Source organism: Micromonospora sp. RHAY321, from assembly GCF_023896955.1.
GTDB lineage: Bacteria > Actinomycetota > Actinomycetes > Mycobacteriales > Micromonosporaceae > Micromonospora.
Genome location: NZ_JAMHIW010000021.1, coordinates 89,173 through 110,599 on the forward strand (window position 1 = coordinate 89,173; position 21,427 = coordinate 110,599).

At 71.6% G+C, this 21,427-nt stretch carries 22 protein-coding genes and 2 tRNA genes; 16 read left to right on the forward strand and 8 right to left on the reverse strand.

The window, feature by feature from the left end:
• The first annotated feature begins 67 nt into the window (after positions 1-67).
• The 3 genes from M8C17_RS28925 to M8C17_RS28935 all read left to right on the forward strand — a co-directional run bounded on the left by M8C17_RS28925 (position 68) and on the right by M8C17_RS28935 (position 2,300).
• Positions 68-1,531, forward strand: a complete 1,464-nt coding sequence (locus M8C17_RS28925; RefSeq protein WP_252419756.1) for an amidase — start codon at positions 68-70, stop codon at positions 1,529-1,531.
• A 72-nt stretch (positions 1,532-1,603) separates the two neighbouring features.
• Positions 1,604-1,906, forward strand: a complete 303-nt coding sequence (locus M8C17_RS28930) for a hypothetical protein (RefSeq protein ID WP_252419757.1) — start codon at positions 1,604-1,606, stop codon at positions 1,904-1,906.
• Positions 1,893-2,300, forward strand: coding sequence for a DUF5130 family protein (locus M8C17_RS28935; protein WP_109819634.1), 408 nt, complete (start codon positions 1,893-1,895; stop codon positions 2,298-2,300). Before M8C17_RS28930 ends, M8C17_RS28935 begins: the two co-directional genes overlap by 14 nt.
• 120 nt (positions 2,301-2,420) lie before the next feature.
• Here the strand turns inward: M8C17_RS28935 and pepN are convergent, their stop codons facing one another.
• Positions 2,421-4,967, reverse strand: a complete 2,547-nt coding sequence (gene pepN / locus M8C17_RS28940; RefSeq protein WP_252419723.1) for an aminopeptidase N — start codon at positions 4,965-4,967, stop codon at positions 2,421-2,423.
• Positions 4,968-5,189: 222 nt separating this feature from the next.
• On the opposite strand from pepN, the gene M8C17_RS28945 reads away from it, so the two are divergent.
• The 4 genes from M8C17_RS28945 (at position 5,190) to M8C17_RS28960 (ending at position 8,474) form a co-directional block, all read left to right on the forward strand.
• A complete protein-coding gene (locus M8C17_RS28945; protein ID WP_252419724.1) occupies positions 5,190-5,816 on the forward strand; it encodes a disulfide bond formation protein DsbA in 627 nt (208 codons plus the stop codon).
• A 193-nt stretch (positions 5,817-6,009) separates the two neighbouring features.
• Entirely contained in the window at positions 6,010-6,642 is a 633-nt protein-coding gene (locus M8C17_RS28950) for a hypothetical protein (RefSeq protein WP_252419758.1), read from the forward strand.
• 80 nt (positions 6,643-6,722) lie between these two features.
• Positions 6,723-7,922 carry a DUF1015 family protein gene (locus tag M8C17_RS28955; RefSeq protein ID WP_252419725.1) on the forward strand — a complete coding sequence of 400 codons (1,200 nt, stop codon included), beginning with the start codon at positions 6,723-6,725 and terminating at the stop codon, positions 7,920-7,922.
• An 84-nt stretch (positions 7,923-8,006) separates the two neighbouring features.
• Positions 8,007-8,474 carry a ribose-5-phosphate isomerase gene (locus M8C17_RS28960; RefSeq protein WP_252419726.1) on the forward strand — a complete coding sequence of 156 codons (468 nt, stop codon included), beginning with the start codon at positions 8,007-8,009 and terminating at the stop codon, positions 8,472-8,474.
• 16 nt (positions 8,475-8,490) lie between these two features.
• Here the strand turns inward: M8C17_RS28960 and M8C17_RS28965 are convergent, their stop codons facing one another.
• Positions 8,491-8,859, reverse strand: coding sequence for a hypothetical protein (locus M8C17_RS28965; protein WP_252419727.1), 369 nt, complete (start codon positions 8,857-8,859; stop codon positions 8,491-8,493).
• Positions 8,860-8,997: 138 nt separating this feature from the next.
• Here M8C17_RS28965 and M8C17_RS28970 point away from each other — a divergent pair, with 138 nt between their 5' ends.
• Positions 8,998-9,543, forward strand: a complete 546-nt coding sequence (locus M8C17_RS28970; RefSeq protein ID WP_252419728.1) for a hypothetical protein — start codon at positions 8,998-9,000, stop codon at positions 9,541-9,543.
• A gap of 183 nt (positions 9,544-9,726) precedes the next feature.
• On the opposite strand, the gene M8C17_RS28975 is transcribed toward M8C17_RS28970, so the two are convergent.
• Together M8C17_RS28975 and M8C17_RS28980 are read right to left on the reverse strand one after the other, a co-directional pair.
• Positions 9,727-9,993 carry a hypothetical protein gene (locus tag M8C17_RS28975; protein ID WP_252419729.1) on the reverse strand — a complete coding sequence of 89 codons (267 nt, stop codon included), beginning with the start codon at positions 9,991-9,993 and terminating at the stop codon, positions 9,727-9,729.
• 116 nt (positions 9,994-10,109) lie between these two features.
• Positions 10,110-12,260 (reverse strand): M14 family zinc carboxypeptidase, encoded by a 2,151-nt coding sequence (locus M8C17_RS28980; RefSeq protein ID WP_252419730.1) that lies wholly within the window; start codon positions 12,258-12,260, stop codon positions 10,110-10,112.
• Between the two features lie 133 nt (positions 12,261-12,393).
• On the opposite strand from M8C17_RS28980, the gene M8C17_RS28985 reads away from it, so the two are divergent.
• The gene (locus tag M8C17_RS28985; RefSeq protein WP_252419731.1) at positions 12,394-12,762 is read left to right on the forward strand and encodes a hypothetical protein; all 369 of its coding nucleotides are present in this window, start codon (positions 12,394-12,396) and stop codon (positions 12,760-12,762) included.
• Positions 12,763-12,775: 13 nt separating this feature from the next.
• Here M8C17_RS28985 and M8C17_RS28990 read toward each other — a convergent pair whose 3' ends face one another.
• Complete coding sequence (locus tag M8C17_RS28990; RefSeq protein ID WP_252419732.1) at positions 12,776-13,279, reverse strand: hypothetical protein; 504 nt, start codon at positions 13,277-13,279, stop codon at positions 12,776-12,778.
• Between the two features lie 152 nt (positions 13,280-13,431).
• A complete protein-coding gene (locus M8C17_RS28995) occupies positions 13,432-13,812 on the reverse strand; it encodes a VOC family protein (protein WP_252419733.1) in 381 nt (126 codons plus the stop codon).
• A gap of 105 nt (positions 13,813-13,917) precedes the next feature.
• On the opposite strand from M8C17_RS28995, the gene M8C17_RS29000 reads away from it, so the two are divergent.
• Positions 13,918-14,553 carry an SMI1/KNR4 family protein gene (locus M8C17_RS29000; RefSeq protein ID WP_252419734.1) on the forward strand — a complete coding sequence of 212 codons (636 nt, stop codon included), beginning with the start codon at positions 13,918-13,920 and terminating at the stop codon, positions 14,551-14,553.
• Between the two features lie 88 nt (positions 14,554-14,641).
• Here the strand turns inward: M8C17_RS29000 and M8C17_RS29005 are convergent.
• A tRNA-Gly gene (locus tag M8C17_RS29005) sits at positions 14,642-14,715 on the reverse strand.
• 313 nt (positions 14,716-15,028) lie between these two features.
• On the opposite strand from M8C17_RS29005, the gene M8C17_RS29010 reads away from it, so the two are divergent.
• The 6 genes from M8C17_RS29010 to M8C17_RS29035 all read left to right on the forward strand — a co-directional run bounded on the left by M8C17_RS29010 (position 15,029) and on the right by M8C17_RS29035 (position 20,565).
• Positions 15,029-15,102: transfer RNA gene (locus tag M8C17_RS29010), tRNA-Pro, on the forward strand.
• Between the two features lie 144 nt (positions 15,103-15,246).
• Positions 15,247-16,593, forward strand: coding sequence for a trigger factor (tig, locus tag M8C17_RS29015; RefSeq protein WP_252419735.1), 1,347 nt, complete (start codon positions 15,247-15,249; stop codon positions 16,591-16,593).
• 193 nt (positions 16,594-16,786) lie between these two features.
• On the forward strand, positions 16,787-17,428 hold the full coding sequence (locus M8C17_RS29020; RefSeq protein ID WP_252419736.1) for an ATP-dependent Clp protease proteolytic subunit: 642 nt from the start codon (positions 16,787-16,789) through the stop codon (positions 17,426-17,428).
• Positions 17,429-17,438: 10 nt separating this feature from the next.
• Positions 17,439-18,101, forward strand: a complete 663-nt coding sequence (locus M8C17_RS29025) for an ATP-dependent Clp protease proteolytic subunit (protein WP_088988028.1) — start codon at positions 17,439-17,441, stop codon at positions 18,099-18,101.
• Positions 18,102-18,310: 209 nt separating this feature from the next.
• Positions 18,311-19,606: an ATP-dependent Clp protease ATP-binding subunit ClpX gene (gene clpX / locus M8C17_RS29030; RefSeq protein WP_252419737.1), complete on the forward strand. Its 1,296-nt coding sequence runs from the start codon at positions 18,311-18,313 to the stop codon at positions 19,604-19,606.
• Between the two features lie 161 nt (positions 19,607-19,767).
• Positions 19,768-20,565: a carbon-nitrogen hydrolase family protein gene (locus M8C17_RS29035; RefSeq protein ID WP_252419738.1), complete on the forward strand. Its 798-nt coding sequence runs from the start codon at positions 19,768-19,770 to the stop codon at positions 20,563-20,565.
• A gap of 4 nt (positions 20,566-20,569) precedes the next feature.
• On the opposite strand, the gene M8C17_RS29040 is transcribed toward M8C17_RS29035, so the two are convergent.
• A complete protein-coding gene (locus M8C17_RS29040; protein ID WP_252419739.1) occupies positions 20,570-20,794 on the reverse strand; it encodes a hypothetical protein in 225 nt (74 codons plus the stop codon).
• Positions 20,795-21,427 lie beyond the last annotated feature (633 nt).

Here is a 21,427-nt window from a genome sequence, read left to right on the forward strand (position 1 = left end):
CGGGACCGTTACCGATCGTCGGCGCGTGACGAGTGCACCGCGGGCCGACGGCCGGCAGGATGACGGGATGGCCGACATGCACGACCTGACCGCGTTGGAGCAGGCCGCCGCGGTAGCCCGTGGCGAGCTGTCCAGCGCGGACCTGGTCGAGCACCACCTGCGCCGGGTGGCGGCGATCGGCGACACGGTCGGCGCGTTCGTCACGGTCACTCCGGAGCTGGCCCGGGAAGCCGCCCGCGCGGCCGACGCCGTGCCCGCCGAACGTCGCGGCCCGCTGCACGGCGTACCGACCGCGATCAAGGACCTCACCCTCACCGCCGGGGTGCGCACCACCTTCGGCTCGGCCGCCTTCGTCGACTTCGTCCCGCCGGTCGACGCCGACGTGGTCCGGTTCATCAAGGCCGCAGGGCTCGTCAGCCTCGGCAAGACAACCACCTCCGAGCTGGGCTGCTCGCTCTACTCCGAGGGCCGGGTCGCGCCACCGGCCCGCAACCCGTGGCAGCTCGCGTACACCGCCGGCGGATCCAGCGGCGGCGCGGCGGCGGCGGTGGCGGCCGGGCTGGTCCCGGTCGCCCAGGGCTCCGACGGTGGCGGCTCGCTGCGCATCCCGGCGTCGCTCTGCGGCCTGGTCGGCTACAAACCCAGCCGTGGCCTGGTCTCCGGCGGGCCGCTCGGCTCCGGCGCGTTCGGCCTGCCCACCAGCGGGCCGCTCGGGCGGACCGTCACCGACGTCGCTGCGCTGCTCGACGTCATGGCCGTTCCGGTGCCCGGCGAGCCCTACCTGCCGCCCGTCGCCCCGGCCGGCGGTTACCTGGCGGCCGCCCGCCGGGCCGAGCCCGGCCGGCTGCGGATCGGTCGTTTCACCACCCCGATGCTCGCCGACGAGCCGGTGCACCCCGACTGCGTGGGCGCCGTGGACCGGGCCGCCGCGCTGCTCACCGCCGCCGGCCACGAGGTGGTCGAGGTGCCGCCGCCGCTCGGGCCGGAGGCGTGGCCGCTGTTCGAGATCATCTGGTACGTGCTGGCGCTCGCCCCGGTGCCTCCGCAGAGGGAGGCAGAGCTGTTGCCGCTGACCCAGCTGCTGCGGGCCCGCGGCGCCGAGGTGTCCGCCGGCACGCTCGCCGCCACCCTGGGCGAGCTGCAGGCACAGGTCCGCCTCGGCGTTCACCGCACGGCCGGCTTCGACCTGCTGCTCTGCCCCACCCTCGCCGCGCCGCAGGCGCCCGTCGGCTGGTTCACCGCCGACGGTGACCCCGCGGCCGATTTCGACCGGCAACGCCGCTTCTCGCCCTACTGCGCCGTCTTCAACGTCACCGGCGACCCCTCCGTCTCGCTGCCGGTGGGCACCACGGCCGAGGGGCTGCCCGTCGGGGTGCTGCTCACCGGCCGGTACGGCGACGACGAGCGGCTCATCGCGACCGCTGCGCAACTGGAGAACTCCAGTGGCGGATGGGATCGGCACCCCGCAATCTGGCGGGCCGTCGACTCCGCTAACGTGAATGGCGACGGAGTCGGGCGGTCGGCGTCATGATCGTCCATCCGGCCCGGTTTTTCGAGGTCCTTCTTCCGCCTGGGGGCGTTGGGATTGTCTGTTACCGAGACGTTGCTGGTCTTCGTCGGCATCCCGGCGGCCGCCGTGCTGCTGATCGCCGGTCTGGCCTACGCCGGTAGCCGCGGCGATGGCACCGGTGGTGGCGGTGGCGGTGGCGCCAAGCGCTACCGGCCGGGCCGGCCCTTCGACTTCACTCCGGTCTGGTTCCTGGCCCGTCCGGAGCAGCTGGCCGACTCGGCCGGCACGGCGCTGACCGCGGGCGCGCAGGCGCCGGCGTTGACCAGCCACAAGCTTGAGAAGGCCAGCGTCGAGGCGCCGGCCGGCGGAACCGGAGGCGCAAGTGACCGTTGGTGAGGAGCAGACGAGGACGGAGAATCCGCCCGAGGTGCTGGACGGGCCGTTCTCGACCCGTCAGCTGCTGCGCATCGACGAGGCGCTGCGCCTGGCCGACCAGGGCACCGGCCTGGTCTTCTCGGTCTTCGTCGGTGGTCTCGACGAGCCGATCCGGGAGCACGCCCAGCGGCTGCACCGCCAGCTCGCCGACCCCGACAAGTCGGTGCTGATCGCGGTGTCGCCCAACCAGCGCCAGCTGGAAATCGTGACCGGACGGCACGCCCGCAAGCGCATCCCCGACACGTACGCCAAGCTGGCCGCGCTCTCCATGGTCGGCGCGTTCAGCGGGGGCGACCTGGCCGGCGGCATCATCAACGGTCTTGACCAGCTCGCGAGCCACGCCGGCAAGGGCTGAGCACCACTCGTACGACGAACCCCGGTCCGCATCGCGGGCCGGGGTTCGGTCTGCCCGGGGCTGTCCGGGGGATCGGCACGGGCTCCCGCCCACGCCGACCCCCCGGTCGCGTACCGCCGATCAGGCGCCCTGGGCGTCCTTCGCGCGGGCCTTGAGCGCCCGCACCACGCCGTCGCGGCCCTCGGCGACCAGCCGGCGCAGCGGGCCCGGGTGTCCGTCGCCGGCCAGCCACGCGTCGGTGGCCGCCACCGTGTCGTCCTCCACCAGGTAGGTCGGGTACGCCAGCTGAGCGAACTCCTGCGCCGGCTCGCTGTCCCGGGTGGCCCACACCTGGCCGACCGCCGTGAAGTACCGCTCCCGGTACGGCGCGACCAGCTCCACCTGCGCCGGGTGGGCGAAGCCCTGCAGCAGCGCCCGGTGCCGCCAGTTGGGCAGCGCGTCCGGGCCGGTCAGCAGCGCCCACACGGCGGCCTTGTTCTCCGCCGTCGGCACCAGCGCGTGCACGTACGCGGCCTCCCGCTCGCCGCTGGCGGTGCGGTCGCTGGCCAGCTCCGCCTCGATCTCGGCGGCACCGGCCGCGCCGTTGGCCACGAGCGCGCCGAGCACCGTCCACCGCAGTTCGGTGTCCACCGTCAGCCCGGCCGGCACCGAGCCGTCCAGCCAGCCGCGCAGGGCCGCCAGGTCCTCGTCGGAGCGGGCAGCCGAGGCGTACGCCCGGGCCCAGGCCAGTTGGAACCCGCTGCCGGGCTCCGCCGCGGCGAGGGCGTCCTTCGCGGTGCGGGCCAGGTCGGCCCAGCCGGTCGGCGCCCAGGCCGGGTCGGCGTAGAGGGTCAGCGTCGTGGTCGCCTGTCGCAGGGTGGCGGTGACCAGGTTGATGTCGGTCTCGCCCGGCAGGCCGGCCAGCACGAGCGCCACGTAGTCGCGGGCGGGCAGCTCGGCGTCGCGGATCATGTCCCACGCCGCCGTCCAGCACAGCGCACGGGCCAGCGACGACTCGAAGCCACCGATGTGCTGCACCACCGCGGCCATCGAGCGGTCGTCGAGGCGCAGCTTGGTGTAGCTCAGGTCGTCGTCGTTGAGCAGCAGCACGTCGGCCGCCCGGACACCGCGCAGCTCGGCGAGGTCGCTGCGCTCACCGGTCACGTCCACCTCGTACCGCTCGCGGCGCACCATCCGGCCGTCGGTCAGGTCGTACAGGCCCACGCCGATCCGGTGCGTCCGCAGCGTCGGGAACGCGGCCGGCGCCTCCTGCAGGACCACCACCTGCTCGTACGTGCCGTCCGCGCCGATGGTCACCTCCGGCCGCAGCGTGTTGACCTGCGCGGTCTCCAACCACTGCGCGGCGAACTTGCGCAGCTCCCGACCGGAGGCCGCCTCCAGCTCGGTGAGCAGGTCGTCGAAGGTGGCGTTGCCCCAGGCGTGCTTGCCGAAGTACGCCCGCAGCCCGGCCACGAACGGCTCCTCACCCACGTAGGCGACGAGCTGCTTGAGCACGCTCGCACCCTTGGCGTAGGTGATGCCGTCGAAGTTGACCTCGACGGCCTCCATGTCCGGCATCTCGGTGTAGACCGGGTGGGTGGAGGAGAGCTGGTCCTGCCGGTAGCCCCAGTTCTTCCGGATCGACAGGAACGTCGTCCACGCCTCGGTGAACCGGGTGGCGTTGGTGTTGCACCAGTGGCTGGCCCACTCGGCGAACGACTCGTTGAGCCACAGGTCGTTCCACCAGCGCATGGTGACCAGGTCGCCGAACCACATGTGGGCCAGCTCGTGCAGGATCGTGTTGGCGCGCTGCTCGTACTCGAAGTCGGTGACCTGCGAGCGGAACAGGTAGTGCGACTCGGCGTGCGTCACGCAGCCGAAGTTCTCCATGGCGCCGGCGTTGAAGTCGGGAACCCAGAGCTGGTCGTACTTCGGCAGCGGGTAGCGCACCCCGAACTTCTCGTGAAAGAAGTCGAAGCCCTGCTTGGTGATGAGGAACAGGTCGTCCGAGTCGAGGTAGGCCGCCATCGACGCCCGGGAGAACACACCCAGGTCGATGCCGTCGTGGGTGTCACGCACCTCGTGGTACGGCCCGGCGCACATCGCCGTGATGTAGGTGCTCATCCGGGGGGACTCGGTGAAGTGCAGGGTCTTGAGCCCCTCACCCGCCGGCTCCTCACGCTCCACCGGCATGTTGGACACCGCCCGCCAGTGCGCGGGCACGGTGGCGTGCCAGGTGTAGACGCTCTTCAGGTCAGGCTGGTCGAAGCAGGCGAACACCCGCTGCGCGTCGGCCGTCTCGAACTGGCTGTAGAGGTAGGTCTCGCCGTCCACCGGGTCGACCGTGCGGTGCAGCCCCTGCCCGCTGCTGGAGTAGCCGAAGTCGGCGTCGACCACGAGGACGTTCTCGCTGTCGAGCCCGGACAGCGTCAGGCCCTTCTCGGCCGACCAGTCCGACAGGTCGACCGGAGCGCCGTTCAGCGTGGCGGAGCGCACCGAGTCGGCGGCCAACTCGATGAAGGTGCTCGCACCCGGCTCGGCGCAGCGGAACCGGACCTCGGTCGTCGACCGGAACGTGCGGCCGTCGGCCGCCAGCACGGCGCTCGACAGGTCCAGACTGATGTCGTACCCGGTCACGTCGAGCAGGCGTGCCCGCTCGGTCGCCTCGACCTGCGTCAGGTTGCGCACTCCCGGCACTGTTCGTCTCCATCCCACATCTCGCCGTACGCCCGGCGGCGCCCGTCCGTCGACCGCTCGTGGCAGCCGGCCCGGACCCGAGTCTTCCATGTACCGCCAGTCGGCGGTGGCCGAGGTCACGCTCTGATTCGGGTGCCGTCCGGTGCGAGCGGGGGTGAAGATTCGGGGAGACGCCGGATTGCCGGCGCCACCCTGTCGCGAAGGGACCTCACCGTGACCGAACGTGTCACCGCCGACATGTGGTTCGACCCGGCCTGCCCGTGGGCGTGGATCACCTCCCGCTGGCTGCTGGAGGTCGAGCAGGTCCGTGACGTGGACATCCGCTTCCACGTGATGAGCCTGGCCGTGCTCAACGAGGGTCGGGACGAGCTGCCCGAGGAGTACAAGTCGTTCCTCAGCACCGCCTGGGGCCCGGTGCGGATCTGCATCGCGGCCGAGCAGCGGTACGGAAACGACGTCCTGCGCAAGCTCTACACCGCGCTCGGCACCCGGATCCACCTCGGCAAGGAGGAGCGGGGTCCGGAGCTCTACGTCGCCGCGCTGACCGACGCCGGCCTGGACCCGGCGCTGGCCGCCGCCGCCGACAGCACCGACTACGACGAGGCACTGCGGGCCAGCCACGAAGCCGGCATGCGCCCGGTCGGGCAGGACGTCGGCACCCCGGTCGTCCACGCGCCCGGCCCGGACGGCAGCCCGGTCGCCTTCTTCGGTCCGGTGATCACGCCGGCGCCGAAGGGCGAGGCGGCCGGTCGGCTCTGGGACGGCGTGCTGCTGGTCGCCGGCACCCCGGGCTTCTACGAGCTGAAGCGCACCCGCGAGCAGGGCCCGATCTTCGACTGATCCACGACCACCACGCGCCCCCGTTCCAGGCATCGTCGGCTGCCCGGGCCGGGGGCGCGTCGCGTTCGCCGCCGGGTGCGCTCTGGGTCGACGGCCGTCGCTGCGTCACCGGGGGGCGGGCGGCGTCGTTTCCCTCGGTGTCCGCCGCAGCGACCCGCAGGGCCGCACCCCGCAGCTCGTGGAGGCAATCCCGATGGCCAAGCACCGTGCGTCCGGTGACGATCAACTGACCCGGCAGGGGGTGATCGAGACTCCCGGCGCGGCCTACTGGTCGGTCGACGACTCCCGCTGGCCGTCGGTCCGTCCCGACCTGCCCGCCCACCTGGTGGACCTGCTCGCGCCTCCCATCGTGGTCGGCGTGGCCCGGGTTCCGGTCACGTCACGCCTGACCCCGCCGGGGCCGCCCGCCGAGTCCGGGCCGGTCGGGCCGCCGACGTCGGCCGCGCGCCCCGTGCCGGCCGAACTCGCGACACCACCCGCCGATCTCGCTCCGGGCAGCACGCCGACCGATCTTCCGGCATCGCTCGGGGCCTCCGTGCCGGCCGTACCGCCGGCGCCGCCGTTGGCCGTGCCGTCGGCGGCCGCACCGGCCGAGCCCGCGCCGCCACCGCCGGCGCCCACCACGCCACGGCCGGTGCCGACGCCGCCGCTGAGCCCCCGGCCCGTCCCGGCACCGCCGCTCGAACCGCGTCCCGTGCCCGGCCCCCCCGCGGCGCCCCGCCGCAACGCGACCACCGGGCCCGCCGCGACCGGCCGCCGGGGCAACGGCGGCCCCGCCGCCGGTCGGCACCGCCGGCACAACGGCACCTCGGGCCGCGCCGGCTGACAGGCGTCGGCACTTTCATCTGGTGGACGCCGTGCGGGTCCCCGTCGGTGGCGACCCCGTCGCCGGTAGCGTCAACGGGCATGACGGTCGTGCATCCGATCGCCCGGGCCTGGATCACCACTGGCGGCACCGGCGCGCAGAACTACGACGAGTTCGCCGACGACGCGGAGATCACCGCGATCATCGAGGCGAACCCGCACAGTGCCCTCGGCATCGAGATGCCGCACCGGGCGCCGGAGAGCCAGGGGAAGTCCTTCCTCGACGCGCTGCCCGACGCGGTGGCCCGCTTCGCCGAGGCCCGGGCGGACGGCAGCTACACCCCGGCCGAGCAGGTGACGGTGCTCTACCGGATCAGCGCGCCGGGCGAGGAGCCCGCGTACGGGCTGTTCGCGATGGTGGACACCGACCAGATCTCCACCCGGGCCGACGAGCCGGGCCTGGTCATCCGCAACGAGGACGTGTTCATCGCCAAGGTGCGGGAGCGGGTGGCGCTGGCCGAGGCGCTGGGTCACCTGCTCTCACCCGTACTCCTGCTGCAGACCGGGTGCGGCGACGAGCTGCACGCCGCGCTCGCGGCGGCGACCGACGCGGCCGGCGCTCCCGCCGCCACCGACACCGACCAGGCGGGGCGCACGCACGCCATCTGGCTGCTCGGCCCGGGCCCGGAGCAGGACGCGCTGACCGCACTCGCCGGCGGGGGTGACCTGGTCGTCGCCGACGGCAACCACCGCAGTCTGGCCGCCCAGACCGGCGGGCTGCGACAGTTCCTGGCCGTGATCACCACCCCGGCGTCGGTGGCGATCCAGCCCTACAATCGGCTGGTCAGCGAGCTGACCACCACGCCGGAGGACCTGCTGGACCGGCTGCGCGCGGCGGGTGCCGACATCGAGCCCATCGACGGCCCGGTCGAGGTCCCGGAGGCCGGCGGCACCGTCCACCTCCGGCTCGCCGGCCAGGGGTACGCGGTACGCCTGCCCGCCACCGCCGAAGGCCCCCTGGAGAACCTGGACCACGCCCTGGTCGAGCGGCTGCTGCTGCGCGACGCGCTGGGGCTGGACCCGGGCGACAAGCGGATCACGTACGTCGGCGGGGACTACCCGGCGAGCTGGCTCACCGGCGAGGTCGACGCCGGCCGGGCCGAGCTGGCGATCCTGATCGCGCCGGTGACCGTGGCGGACTTCGTGGCGGTCAACCTGGCCCGCGAGAAGATGCCGCGCAAGAGCACCTGGTTCACCCCGAAGGCACGTGGCGGCCTGGTGGTCGCCGAACTGCCCCGCTGACCGTCCGCACGACCGTGTGACGAACCCGGCTCGGGGACGCCGCCCCTGCGGCGTCCCCAATCACGGCCTGACAGACTGCCCGGTATGCGCGTCTACCTGGGATCCGATCACGCCGGTTTCGAGTTGAAGGTGCACCTGGCCAACCATCTGGCCAAGCAGGGATACGACGTGGTCGACGTCGGCCCGCACAGCTATGACCCGGACGACGACTACCCGACGTTCTGCCTGCACGCCGGCGACCGCGTGGTGGCCGACGAGACCGCCCTCGGGGTGGTCATCGGCGGGTCCGGCAACGGTGAGCAGATCGCCGCGAACAAGGTCGCCGGGGTTCGCGCCGCGCTGGCCTGGAGCGTCGAGACCGCACAGTTGGCCCGCCAGCACAACGACGCGAACGTGGTCGCGGTCGGCGCCCGCCAGCACACCCTGGACGAGGCCACGGCCATCGTCGAGGCGTTCCTGAGCACCCCGTTCTCCGGCAACGAGCGGCACGCCCGCCGGATCGCGCAGGTGGCGGCCTACGAGCTGACCCGGGAGCTGCCCGACCTGCCCTGACCGGCTCGGCGGGCGGTCAGCGTGGGGGGCGGGGGAGTTCCTCGCGGGGCACCCAGTTGCGGCGGACGACCACCACCCGGGCCTCGGCCTCGGCCAGGTCGTCGTCGGTGGGCCGGGCCGCGTCCCGGGCTCGCAGTGCGGCGCTCAGGCCCACCTGTGACGAGCCGGAGCCGACCAGCCCGCGCAGCCCCCGCTCGCCGTCGCGTTCGTCGCCCGCCGGGCCGCGTTGACCGCCGGAGCCGGCCGAGCCCCGGCGGCGGGGCGGCGGCTCGGCGGCGTCGTGCACGTCCGCCGTGCTGGCCGTGGGGCTGTCGGCGCCCCGTCCGGCCGCTTCGGAGTCGGGGTGGTGGCGCAGCCGCCGCCGTCGTCGGTCCGGGTCACCCATCCGCCGACCGTACCCCGCCCGGTGTGGGATCCGGCACCGTCGTGTCCGGCCCGCGCCGGACGGGCTCGGCGCCCCGTTTGTCGGCTGGCTACCCTCGGATCCAGGCGGCGGTGTGCCGTCGGTCAGGGGGAGGACGAGATGGCAGACCAGACGCAGCCGTGGGCGGAGCGGACCGTGGAGGTGCCACCGCAGGCCGGCGTCGAGGTGCCGCCGCAGCGGGACGGGTTCCGCCGGGGCGTGGCGCCGGTGGGTCAGCGGCGTAGCCCGCGGACCGAGCCCTTCCCGGTGGTCGAGCAGGACCCCACCGGCACCGGCTGGCCGGGCGGCCCGGTGCCACGCAGGCCGCTGAGCTGGCATCTGGCGCGGTTGCGTCGCGGCGGCGAATGGAGCGCGGCGGCTGGGCTCTTCGCGTTCGTGTGCTGGGGGATCTGGGCGCTCTCCGGCCAGGGTGACCTGAGCGGTCCGCTGCTGGTGCTGGTGCTGAGCCTGCTGGTGGCGGTCGGCCTGTTCGCGTTGTCGCGGCTGATCGGCCGTGTCGTGCTGGAGCGGCAGCTGGGACGGGTCCGGCGCAGCGCGCGGGGCGCGCACCTGGCGACCGCGGTCTTCCTCGCCGGTCTGGGTGTGGCCTGGCTCCAGCAGACCGAGTGGGTCGTCTCGGCCTGGAACTGGATCTCCTCGAACTGATCCGGGGCACGCCCGGGCGGGCCGGCCAGCGCCGCCCGCCCGTGCGCCCGTTCGCGGCCACGCCGCGACACCGGTCGTCTCCCCACCAGGCAGGGCCGCTGCTTACCCGGCCGGCCACGGTTCATCCGTGGCCGGCCGGTCCGATTGTCCGCGCCCGGGAGTGTGGTCCCGTCGGTGCGGCGGTCAGTGGGTGCCGCCGTGCCCCTCGGCGTCGGCGCGTGGGGAGGCGACCCGAGCCGCCGGGTACTCGACGCCGGGCTCGCCGCCGTCCGGGGCGACCATTCCGTCGTAGTTGTAGAGCGGCCCGCCGTCGTCGTGCTGCTTCGTGGTCCTGATGTAGCGGTGCATCATGCCGTCGATCTCCACCTCGACGAGGGCGCTGCCGCCCGTGTCGTGGGTGCTTCCGTCGCGGGGGCCGCCAACCAGGTGTGCCGTCGTGTTCGTGTCCATACCGACGCCGTACCCGGCGGCCGTCGTCCGGAAACGGCGGAAATGCCGCTCCGGCCCGCGGTCGGCTCCACCGGCGGTACCGCGCCCGGGCACCCGGACGCGGCACCGCCGGAAGATCAGCCGGTGGCGGCCTGGGCGGCGGCGTGGTCCCGGGCAACCCGGACCATCTCCACCAGCCCGCCCGCGTACTCCTGTGCCTCACCGTGGGCCTCGTCGAACGGCGGCTGGAAGCCGACGCCCTCCCACTCGCCGGTGGTCGGGTTCCACCGGTCGTTGCCGACCTCGAAGTCCCAGGCGAAGATGCCCAGCTCGTAGTAGAGCTGATCGGCGGAGTTGCCGGCGGCCGAGTAGAGCACGTCCGCGACCGGGCCGGTCTGCGACGGCCAGGTGACCGTGCCCCGCTCCTGGGCGATGGCGCCCACGATGCGCCGGGCGCTGTCCAGGAACATCTTCGACTCGTCGATCGACGGCCGGGGCAGGGTGATCCGCCCGTCCGCCCGGTACGCGCCGGGCGGCCACATGAAGTACCCGCCGTACGAGTGCACGTTCATCGCGAACTTGATGTTCGAGTGGGCCTGTGCCAGCGCGATGACGTTGCGGCTCTCCGCCTCGGACAGCTCGCCGGTGCCCGCGTAGGTGCCGGAGAGGCAGTTGGCGCTGGCGCCCACGTAACCGTCGAAGTAGGACCCGACGGTGTAGTTGCGGTTGATGTCGACACCCCACGAGGTGCGGTAGCGCGGGTCCCGCGACGGCCCGGTGCAGTGGTTGACCAGGTTCTTGCGCTGGAAGTTGTAGTCGTTGAACGAGTAGTTCGCGCCGTCGGGGTTGACCATCGGGATGACGAAGATGTCGACCTGCTCCAACAGCTCACGGGTGGCCGGGTCGGTGCGGGCGTTGGCCAGCATCCGTTCGGCGAACTCCAGCGTCACCAGCGGCGTGGCCCACTCCCGGGCGTGTTCCTGGGAGTACGCCAGTACCCCGATTCGGGAGCCGTCCCGGTGCACGCCGAGGCGCAGCGCCTGCACCGTCCACGGCCGCGCCGGCACCTCGGTGCCCTGGAGGCCGTCGTCGAGTCGGGCCGGGCCGGCGACCGGCATCGGCAGCCCGGCCGAGCCGTCCTCGACGGTGGCCCGGAACCGGTTCGACTGGCGGGCGTTGATCGCCGCCGCGACCTCGTCGGTGGTGCTGACCGTCTTGCCACCGCTGTCGGTGGCCAGCGAGACGGTGAGGACGCGGTCGCGGTAGCCGACGGTCAGCGGCCGGTTGGACCGGCCCGGGTCGACCGTCCGCACCTGCACGCCGTTCATGCCCTGGTCGCCGAAGCGGACCGACTCGACCACCACGGCGGCCACCGCCGGATCGCCCAGGTACGCGGCGGCGGTGCGCCGGTAACCCTGGGTCTTGTTCGGCAGGTCGATGACGTCCACCAGGTCCCGGTACTGGCGGGCCAGCCGCTTGATCCGGGCCTGGATGTCCACGGGCGTCAGGTACGCGTCGATGAAGTCCTTCTGGTAGCCCGTCGGCAGCGGCGGCGGGGACGCGTTCGGCCACAGCGCCGGGGTGACCGCCCGGCTGACCCCGCCGAGGCTGGAGGTTGCGGTCAACTGTGTCGGTCGGCTCGGCACCGGCTGGGGCAGCGCGTAGTGGTACTGGTACTCGCCGGAGTCCTCGAACCGGAACAGCGGGAACGAGCCGGTGGCGCCGTCCGCCGTCCGCCAGCTGACGGTGATCTCCACGTCGGGATCGTCGGTGGCGGTGGTGGTCACCTGGGCCTGCAGGAACGTCTGCCCACCGGTGGTCCACCAGTACGCCTGCTGGACCTGGAGGGTGTCCACGGCCGCCGCGGCGGCCGTGGTCCGCTGGTTGGGGGCCGCAGCGCGCAGCCCGGCGGCCGTGCGGGCCTGTGCCGCGCGGACGCTCTCGGCGTGGTGCCGGCTGCCGTCCTCGGGGCGCTGCACGATCTGCACGGCGGTCGCGCCCTGCGCGGTCAGGTCGGCGAGCTGGGCGCCGGTGAGCACCAGGTCGGCGAGGATCCGCCCGTCCCGGGCCCGTGGGCGGTTGGCCAGGTCGGCGCCGGCGGCGACCAACCGGTCGAGCTGCGCCTGATCACGCAGCTGCACCCGGACCAGGGCGGTCTCGGTGCTGGTCAGGGTGATCGGTGCGGCCGGGGCGGCGGGTGCCGCGGTGCTCGGACCGGGATGGGACAGCACCGCGCTGATCAGGATCGCTGTGGTTGCGGCGGCTGTCCACCGTCGTCGGACGATCATGTGCCCTCCTGACGGACGTCGATGTCACTGGCTCCCACACCAGTGCACAGATCGACAACTGTCAACAGCTTCCGGCGGAAAGACGGCGGTTTCCGCAACGACACTCGTCGTCGGGTGGCGGATACTGCGCCGTATGACTCTGTCGACGCCGAAGCCGGACGTCGCCGGTCCACCCCGGCCCGACCCGAGGGCTCCGTTCCTGGTGATGGTCGGCTGGTACGGCGTGCTCGTCGCGTCGTACGGCGCGTACCTGGGCTCGCTGTCCGGGGACGTCCCGGCAGGGTGTGGCGGAGGCTGCGACTCCGACCGGTCGAGGATGCTGCTGTTCGGGCTCTACACGGCCACGCCGGCGCTGTTCCTCGCCCTGCTGATCAGTCTGGTGGCGCTCTGGCTGCTGACCACCCGCGGCCGGACGCGCTCCGCGCTGCTGGTGGGCACCCTGTCCGCCGCCCCCGCACTGGTGGTGGCCGGCATCGTCGCTGCCGTCGCCCCACCGTCCTGACACACCTGGCCCGCTAGTGGGTACGCCAGTCCATGGCGTCGAGCAGGGTGGCTGCCAGGGCCGACCGGTTCGTCGCGCCGATCCCGTCCAGCGCCCTGCGCAGCACCTCGTCGGCGTCCTCGGACAGTTCCTGCGGACCCAGCATCGGCAGCATCAGGATGAGCCGCTGCGCCCAGGTCAGCCGCTCGTCCGGCAGCGCCGCCGCGGCGAGCAGCTCCGCCCAGGTCATCGCCGAACTGAAGCCGTGGCCCTCGACCGAGGTGACCACCTCTGCCGGCCGGCCCGGCCGCTGCTCCACGAAGTCGAGTCCCGCCTCATCCTCGACGTTGCGGTACACGATCCGTAGCCACGCTTCTCCGTCGAGCCGCACCGAGACGACCGGCCAGTGCTCCGGGTCGTCGAGGACGGCACGCATCGCGTCGTCGTCGGCGCTCGGCACCTCGAAGGCGGTCTCCGACTCCGGGTAGGCACCCAGTGGTCCCGACAGGTAGTGCCACCAGAAGGCGGGGTATCCCACCACGCCATCTGCCGCATACACGGTTGCGTCGCACTCGGTCGTGTAGTCAGGCGGGGCCATGGCTTTGTAGCCGGGGATCGTGAACGCGGGTCCGATGGTGAGGGACATGGCCCGCATTCAACACGGGCCAGGTCGAGACCACCGCGCACGGCCTATGCGGTCGTCTGGCGCTCGGCGTCGCTGCGGAGTACGCAGAACTCGTTGCCCTGCGGGTCGGCCATCACGACCCAGCCGCTGCCGTCCGGATCACGCTGATCGTCGACGACGGTGGCACCGAGCGCGCCGATACGCTGGACCTCCTGATCGCGTGGCACCTCGGGCTGTAGGCAGATGTGCGCACGGTTCTTGACGGTCTTCGGCTCCGGTACCCGCTGGAAGTAGAGCCTGGTGCCCCCGGGCGGCTCGATGACCACCTCGTCGTCGTCGGGCGTGAACTCGGCATCGACCGGGCAGTCGAAGACCCTGGCCCAGAAGTGCGCCAGCTCGTACGGGTCGGCGCAGTCGAACGCGAAGTTTCGGATGACGGTCCCCATCCGGTGAGCCTCATGCCTGCCCGCCGTACAGGTCAACTCGTGTCGACAGGCGAAGGCGTTCTGTCCGATCATCAGTGGCCGGCACCGTGAAGAGGGGTAGACGACGTGACTGCTGCTCAGCTGGATGAGCTTGTCCGGATCATGCCGCCGACCCACGGCGCCGACGAGGAGGTGGACTGGGATGCCGCCGAGGCGCAGTTGAACGTCCGCCTGCCGGCCGACTATCGGGCCTTCATGGCGGTCTACGGTGGCGGCAGCATTGGCGGCGAACTGAGCATCCTGCTACCGCTGCCCGTCGACTCGGTGTGGAGCGGTGGGACGATCGCTGGCGAGACTCCCAACCTGCGCTACCAGTGGGAAGCCGAGGGCGGGGTGGCAGGGATCGAACGTGGCGCGGATGCCGTGCTGGCCTGGGGCGTCGGCTGCAGCAACGGCGACCTCCTGGGCTGGTTGATGACCGGCTCGGATCCCGACCGGTGGCCGGTGGTGGTGTACCGGCGTCACCACGCGTGGGGCGAGTCGAGCTTGGCGTTGGTGGAATGCGGGATGGTGGAGTTCGTCCGGCGGCTGTTGCTCGCGGAGTTCGCTGGGTGTCCGCTCAGCGACGTTTCCCTGTGGGGCCGCATCCAGCCTTTCGTGCACTGGCGTGAACAGGACCGACGCTTCCTGGCCGGCCTTGATCCCAACACGGGCGAGCCCGACCCGTACGCAGGCATGTTCCAAGGCTGGGACCGGCCGTAACCGCGCCCCACGACCTGCGCCCGACAACCCCAGGGTTAGCAAGAGGCCCAGGGGCCGCGATCGTACGGCCTGCCTGGGCCTTCGTGGATGGAGCGGGCGACGGGAATCGAACCCGCACCGTCAGTTTGGAAGACTGAAGCTCTGCCATTGAGCTACGCCCGCGTGCACCCCGCGGGAACGGGACGCGCCGACAGCGTACCCAATGCCCGTGGCGGATGCGCAGCCGCGCCACCGCCGCGCCCGCGTCGCGCCCGCGCCGCGCCCCTCGTCAAGATCCGCACAACATCAGGGATGTAGTGGCCTCCGCGCGGCGGGAGGCCACTCTTTCCCCGATGTTGCGCGGATCTTGCCCACCGCGCGGCGTGCAGCCGGCGGCTGGCGGCGGCGGAAAGGGAGGTTTCGGGGATTGTGTCCGGGTGAGAGGTGGCCCCGGCACCGTCCTGGGCGCGCCGACGGCATAGACTGCACGTCGCCACGGGGTGTGGCGCAGCTTGGTAGCGCACTCGCTTTGGGAGCGAGGGGCCGTGGGTTCAAATCCCGCCACCCCGACTGTCGTCCGCGGCCGGGCAGCCCGGGTGCCGCCGAGTTTTCCGTGCGGTCCCCGGGCGATGCCGGAGCGTCAGGCCGGCTCACCTACACTCGATGGGCTGAATCACGCCCAGACTTAACTGAGATCCGTCAAGGAGTACGCCTGTGAAGAGCACCGTCGAGACTCTGAGCCCGACGCGCGTGCGGCTCGCCATCGAGGTGCCGTTCGTCGAGCTCGAGCCGAGCCTCAAGAAGGCGTACCGCGAGATCGGTTCGCAGGTCCAGGTCCCGGGCTTCCGCCGGGGCAAGGTGCCGACCGCGGTGATCGACCAGCGGGTGGGCCGGGGCACCGTCCTCAACGAGGCGGTCCAGGACGCCATCCCGGAGAACATCCTCGCCGCGGTACGCGAGCACGACCTCAAGACGCTGGGGCGTCCCGAGGTCGAGATCACCGAGTTCAACGACGGTGACTCCCTGAACTTCACCGCCGAGGTCGACGTCCGGCCGGAGATCACCCTCCCCGACGCCGCGACCATCGAGGTGACCGTCGACGAGCTGCAGATCGACGAGAGCGAGATCGACGAGCAGGTGAAGAACCTGCGCGAGCGGTTCGCCACGCTCAAGACCGTCGAGCGCGCCGCCGCCGAGGGCGACTACGTCCAGATCGACCTGAACGCCACCGTCGACGGCGAGGACGTGCCGGGCGGCCAGGCGAGCAACATCTCCCACGAGGTGGGCAGCAAGCAGCTCCTGCCGGGCCTCGACGAGGCCGTGGTCGGCCTCGCCGCCGGCGACAGCACCACCTTCACCACCCAGCTGGTCGGCGGCGACTTCGCCGGCCGGGACGCCGAGGTGGCGGTGACCGTGCGCACGGTCAAGGAGAAGGAGCTGCCGGAGCTGAACGACGAGTTCGCCCAGATGGCGAGCGAGTTCGACACGATCGAGGAGCTGCGCGGCGACCTGCGGGCGCGGGTCACCCAGGGCAAGCAGGTCGAGCAGATCTACGCGGCTCGGGACAAGGCCCTGGCGGAGCTGGTCGAGGCCGCCGAGGTGCCGGCCCCGGAGGGTGTCGTCCGCGAGGAGGTGGCCAGCCGCAAGCAGGCCATGATCGACCAGCTGGAGCGGATCGGCGCCTCCCTGGACGAGTACCTCGCGGCCGAGGAGAAGACCGAGGAGCAGATCGACGCCGAGCTGACCGAGGCGGCGACCGAGGGCGTCAAGGTGCAGCTGCTCCTGGACACTCTGGCCGACGCCGAGGACGTGCAGGTCTCCGACGACGAGTTCGGCCACGAGATCGTCCACCGGGCGCAGCGCGCCGGGATGGCCCCGCAGCAGTACTACGACCAGCTCATGCGCTCCGGCGCGGCCGCCGCGGTCTTCGGTGACGTGCGCCGGGGCAAGGCGCTCGCCGCCGTCATGGAGCGGATCAAGATCAAGGACTCGGCCGGCAACGAGGTCACCCTTGACGCGCTGCGCGCCGCCAACGAGGCGGAGCACAACCACGAGCACTGATCCTCGGGTGCGGCCGCCGTCCGTCGCTGCGCGGTGGACGGCGGCCGAATCCTTTTCCGGGTACGCCCGGAAGCCCGCGCCGCGGGTACGCCCGACAGGCTGCGCTGAGAGCGAACAGTGCCCCGACCGGGACTCTGCCGCCCCGCACAGCGGTTAGTGTCGGGAAAGACGGTACGGAGAGCGAAGGGCTGCCATGACCGACATGCACATCCCCAAGAAGTCGCTCCGGGCGATTGACGCGCGCGGTGGCGACTCCATTGGCAACCTCGACGACTCGGTCTACAACCGGTTGCTCAAGGAACGCATCATCTTCCTGGGCAGTGAGGTGACCGACCAGGTCGCCAACCGCATCTGCGCGCAGCTGCTGCTGCTCGCCGCGGAGGACCCGGACCGCGACATCAACCTGTGGATCAACTCGCCGGGTGGCTCCGTCTACTCCGGCATGGCGATCTACGACACCATGCAGTTCATCGACAACGACGTGTCGACCGTGGCGATGGGCATGGCGGCCTCGATGGGCCAGCTGCTGCTCTGCGCGGGCACCAAGGGCAAGCGGTACGCCCTGCCCCACGCCCGGATCATGATGCACCAGCCGTCCGGTGGCCTGGGCGGCACGGCGTCCGACATCGCCATCCAGGCGGAGCAGATGCTCTACACGAAGCGGATGTTCCAGGAGCGGGTCGCGCACCACACCGGCCAAGCCCAGTCGCAGATTGAGGCGGACTCGGACCGGGACCGTTGGTTCACCGCCCAGGAGGCCATGGACTACGGCTTCATCGACAAGGTGATCATCGGGGCCGCTCAGGTTCCGGATGGCGCCGGGACCCTGAGCTGAGGAGCTGACGATGACCGATCTGAGCTTGCCGCCCCAGTTCGCGGCCGTGCACAACCGGTACGTGCTGCCGTCGTTCGTCGAGCGCACGTCGTACGGGGTCAAGGAGTCGAACCCGTACAACAAGCTCTTCGAGGACCGGATCATCTTCCTCGGCGTCCAGGTGGACGACGCGTCGGCCAACGACGTGATGGCCCAGCTGCTGACGCTCGAGGGCACCGACCCGGACCGCGACATCATCATGTACATCAACTCGCCGGGTGGTTCGTTCACCGCGATGACGGCGATCTACGACACCATGCAGTACGTCCGCCCCGACATCCAGACGGTCTGCCTCGGGCAGGCCGCCAGCGCGGCGGCGGTGCTGCTGTCGGCCGGGACGCCGGGTAAGCGGATGGCCCTGCCGAACTCGCGGATCATCATCCACCAGCCGGCCACCGAGGGCGGCTACGGGCAGGGCTCGGACATCGAGATCCAGGCCCGGGAGATCCTGCGGATGCGTACGCAGCTGGAGGACATGCTGTCCCGCCACTGCAACCGCCCGATCGAGCAGGTTCGCAAGGACATCGACCGTGACAAGATCATGACGGCCGAGGAGTCCAAGGAGTACGGGCTGGTCGACACGATCCTGACCAGCCGCAAGAAGGGTCTGCTGGCCGCCCAGGCCGCCAGCTGAGCAGTACCGGGTCAGAGGTTGGCCGGGGCTCCGTTCCCGGCCGACCTCTGACACACCCGTTTTGGGGGTCGGAGAATGCCCCGGCAGCGGGTAACGTCGGGTCCGTACCGCTTCGCCGGTTGGTCCGGCGGGGTGAACGGAGCCGGACGGCGCGCAGCGTCCGCAGGTCAGGGCCGGGTCTCCGGCCGATGAGTGCAGGGAGAACGTAGGTGGCACGGATCGGTGACGGCGGCGACCTACTGAAATGCTCCTTCTGCGGCAAGTCGCAGAAGCAGGTGAAGAAGCTCATCGCGGGCCCAGGGGTCTACATCTGCGACGAGTGCATCGATCTCTGCAACGAGATCATCGAAGAGGAGCTGGCCGAGTCCGGCGAGGTGAAGTGGGAAGAGCTTCCCAAGCCGATGGAGATCTGCCAGTTCCTCGACAACTACGTCGTGGGGCAGGACCAGGCCAAGAAGGCCCTTGCCGTCGCGGTCTACAACCACTACAAGCGGATCCAGGCCGAGGCGGCCAACGCGCCCGGCTCCGGCACTGATGCCGTCGAGCTGGCCAAGTCCAACATTCTGCTGCTCGGCCCGACGGGGTGCGGCAAGACGCACCTGGCGCAGACGCTGGCCCGGATGTTGAACGTCCCGTTCGCCATCGCCGACGCCACGGCGCTGACCGAGGCGGGCTACGTCGGCGAGGACGTGGAGAACATCCTCCTCAAGCTGATCCAGGCCGCCGACTACGACATCAAGCGCGCCGAGACCGGCATCATCTACATCGACGAGGTCGACAAGATCGCCCGTAAGTCGGAGAATCCGTCGATCACGCGGGACGTCTCCGGCGAGGGCGTGCAGCAGGCCCTGCTCAAGATGCTCGAAGGCACGGTGGCCAACGTGCCGCCGCAGGGTGGCCGCAAGCACCCGCACCAGGAGTTCATCCAGATCGACACCACCAACGTGCTGTTCATCTGCGGTGGGGCGTTCGCGGGGCTGGATCAGATCATCGAGTCCCGCACGGGGCAGGGCGGCACCGGCTTCGGTGCGCGGCTCCGGTCGGTGTCGGAGCGGTCGACCGATGACATCTTCAGCCAGGTCATGCCGGAGGACATGCTCAAGTTCGGGCTGATCCCCGAGTTCGTCGGCCGGCTGCCGGTGATCACCAACGTGCGCAGCCTGGACCGCAGCGCCCTCGTGCGGATCCTCACCGAGCCGCGCAACGCCCTGGTCCGGCAGTACCAGCGCCTCTTCGAGCTGGACGGGGTCGAGCTGGAGTTCGACGAGCCGGCGCTGGAGGCGATCGCCGACCAGGCGATGCTGCGCGGCACCGGTGCCCGTGGCCTGCGGGCCATCATCGAGGAGGTCCTGCTCTCCGCGATGTTCGAGGTGCCGAGCAACCCCGACGCCGCCCGCGTGCTGATCACCCGTGAGGTGGTCCTGGAAAACGTCAACCCGACCATCGTGCCGCGCGAGTTCACGGGCCGCCGCGCCCGGCGGGACCGCGAGGAGAAGTCGGCCTGATCGTCCTCGCGTCGCGCCGGCCGCTCAGTTCCGACGCGGCCGGCGCGAGCGGGTCCGCCGGTCCGATTCGCCCGACGCCGTGACCGTCACCGTCATCAGCCGGGCTGGTGCTCGCTGACTGACGCTGTCGGCACCGACCCTTCGGGCCGTACCCTGGGCTCATGCGTGTCGCCGTCTGCCAGCTGAACGCCCGGGACGACCGCAAGGCCAACCTGGCCGCCGCGGAGGCCCTGCTGGAACGCGCCGCCGCCGGCGGCGCGGACCTCGCCGTCCTTCCGGAGTACGTCGACTACCTCGGTCCCGCCGCGGGGTTACCCGAGCCGGAGCCGGTGGACGGCGAGGTCGGCACCTTCTTCGCCGACGTCGCCCGACGGCTCGGCATCTGGTTGGTGGCCGGGTCGTTCCACGAGGCCGGCCCCGACCCGGAGCACACCTGGAACACCTCGCTGGTCTTCGACCGGTCCGGCAGCCTCGCCGCCAGCTACCGCAAGATCCATCTGTACGACGTGGAGATCCCCGGCAGAGTCTCCTACCTGGAGTCGGCGACCGTCGCCGCCGGTGTGCAGCCAGTGGTGGTGGACGTCGAGGGCCTCCGCGTCGGCCTGTCGATCTGTTACGACCTGCGCTTCCCCGAGTTGTACCGGCGCCTGGCCACCGAGGGAGGCGCCCAACTGCTGGTGGTTCCGGCGGCGTTCATGCTCCACACCGGGCGGGACCACTGGGAGGTCCTGCTCCGGGCCCGGGCGATCGAGAACCAGTGCTTCGTGGCGGCCGCCGGCCAGACCGGCGACCACGAGCCCGGCCGCACCTGTTTCGGGCGCAGCATGGTGGTCGACCCGTGGGGGACGGTCCTCAGCCAGTTGCCGGACGGCCCAGGGGTGTCGGTCGTCGACCTGGACCTGGACCGGCTCGCCATGATCCGCGCAGAGCTGCCGAGCCTGGCCAACCGCCGGCTCTGAGCCGTCAGCCCTCGAGCAGGACACCGATCGTCGCGAGGCCGGCGATGGCGGCGGCGGTGACCAGCAGGGCGGTGGTCATCCGGGATCGGCCCCGCCGCGCCAGCCGCCCCACCGAGAGCACCAGCACGACCAGCACGACCGCGCCAATGACCAGTTGCCAGAACGGCAGGAGAAGGCCGAGCAGCGCCTCCTCGGCGAACACCGTGGCGCCGAGCCCGGACTCATCCATGCCTGACACTCTGGCACGTCCGTGGGCTCGGCGTCGCCAGCTGGGCGGGGACGAGGGGTTGTAGCTCTCGGTCTACGTGGAACCAGGGGAATCGGGGTCGGGCCGAGGTCGTTGCACAGGGCATGCCGGCGTAGCCCCGTCGAGTGGGGCAGCCGCCCGGGAACACCTGGTGGTCCGCCACGGTTTTGCCCTGTCGGACAGCCGCGAGGCTCGGGCTCAACTCTGGTCGACCCGATCAAGTGATGAACCCTGATTTGCCTTCTCCGGGCCGTCCGCGTAACTTTCTCTCTGCACGGGGGAGGCCGGACAAACCGGCCGAGAACGGGCGCCAGGCTCGTGGCGGGAACGCCGAGCGGGACTGGATCGGGCGGTGCGGATCACCCCGGAAACGGGGGTTGCGGACGCGAAGCCGACCGGGTAAGGTTTTGAAGCCGGCAGGAGCCGGGCGGAGAGCCGCGAAGCGGCGATCGGCCGGTCTGCGGCTTCCCACGACAGTAACGACCGCCGGGTACGGCGTGCGTCATCGTGGGCCCCGGACGAATCATTGATCACCTCGGACACGAGGTTGACAATGAACGTCCAACCAAGTAAGTTTGAGCGGTTGCCCCGAAACGGGGTCCCACTGAGTGGGGT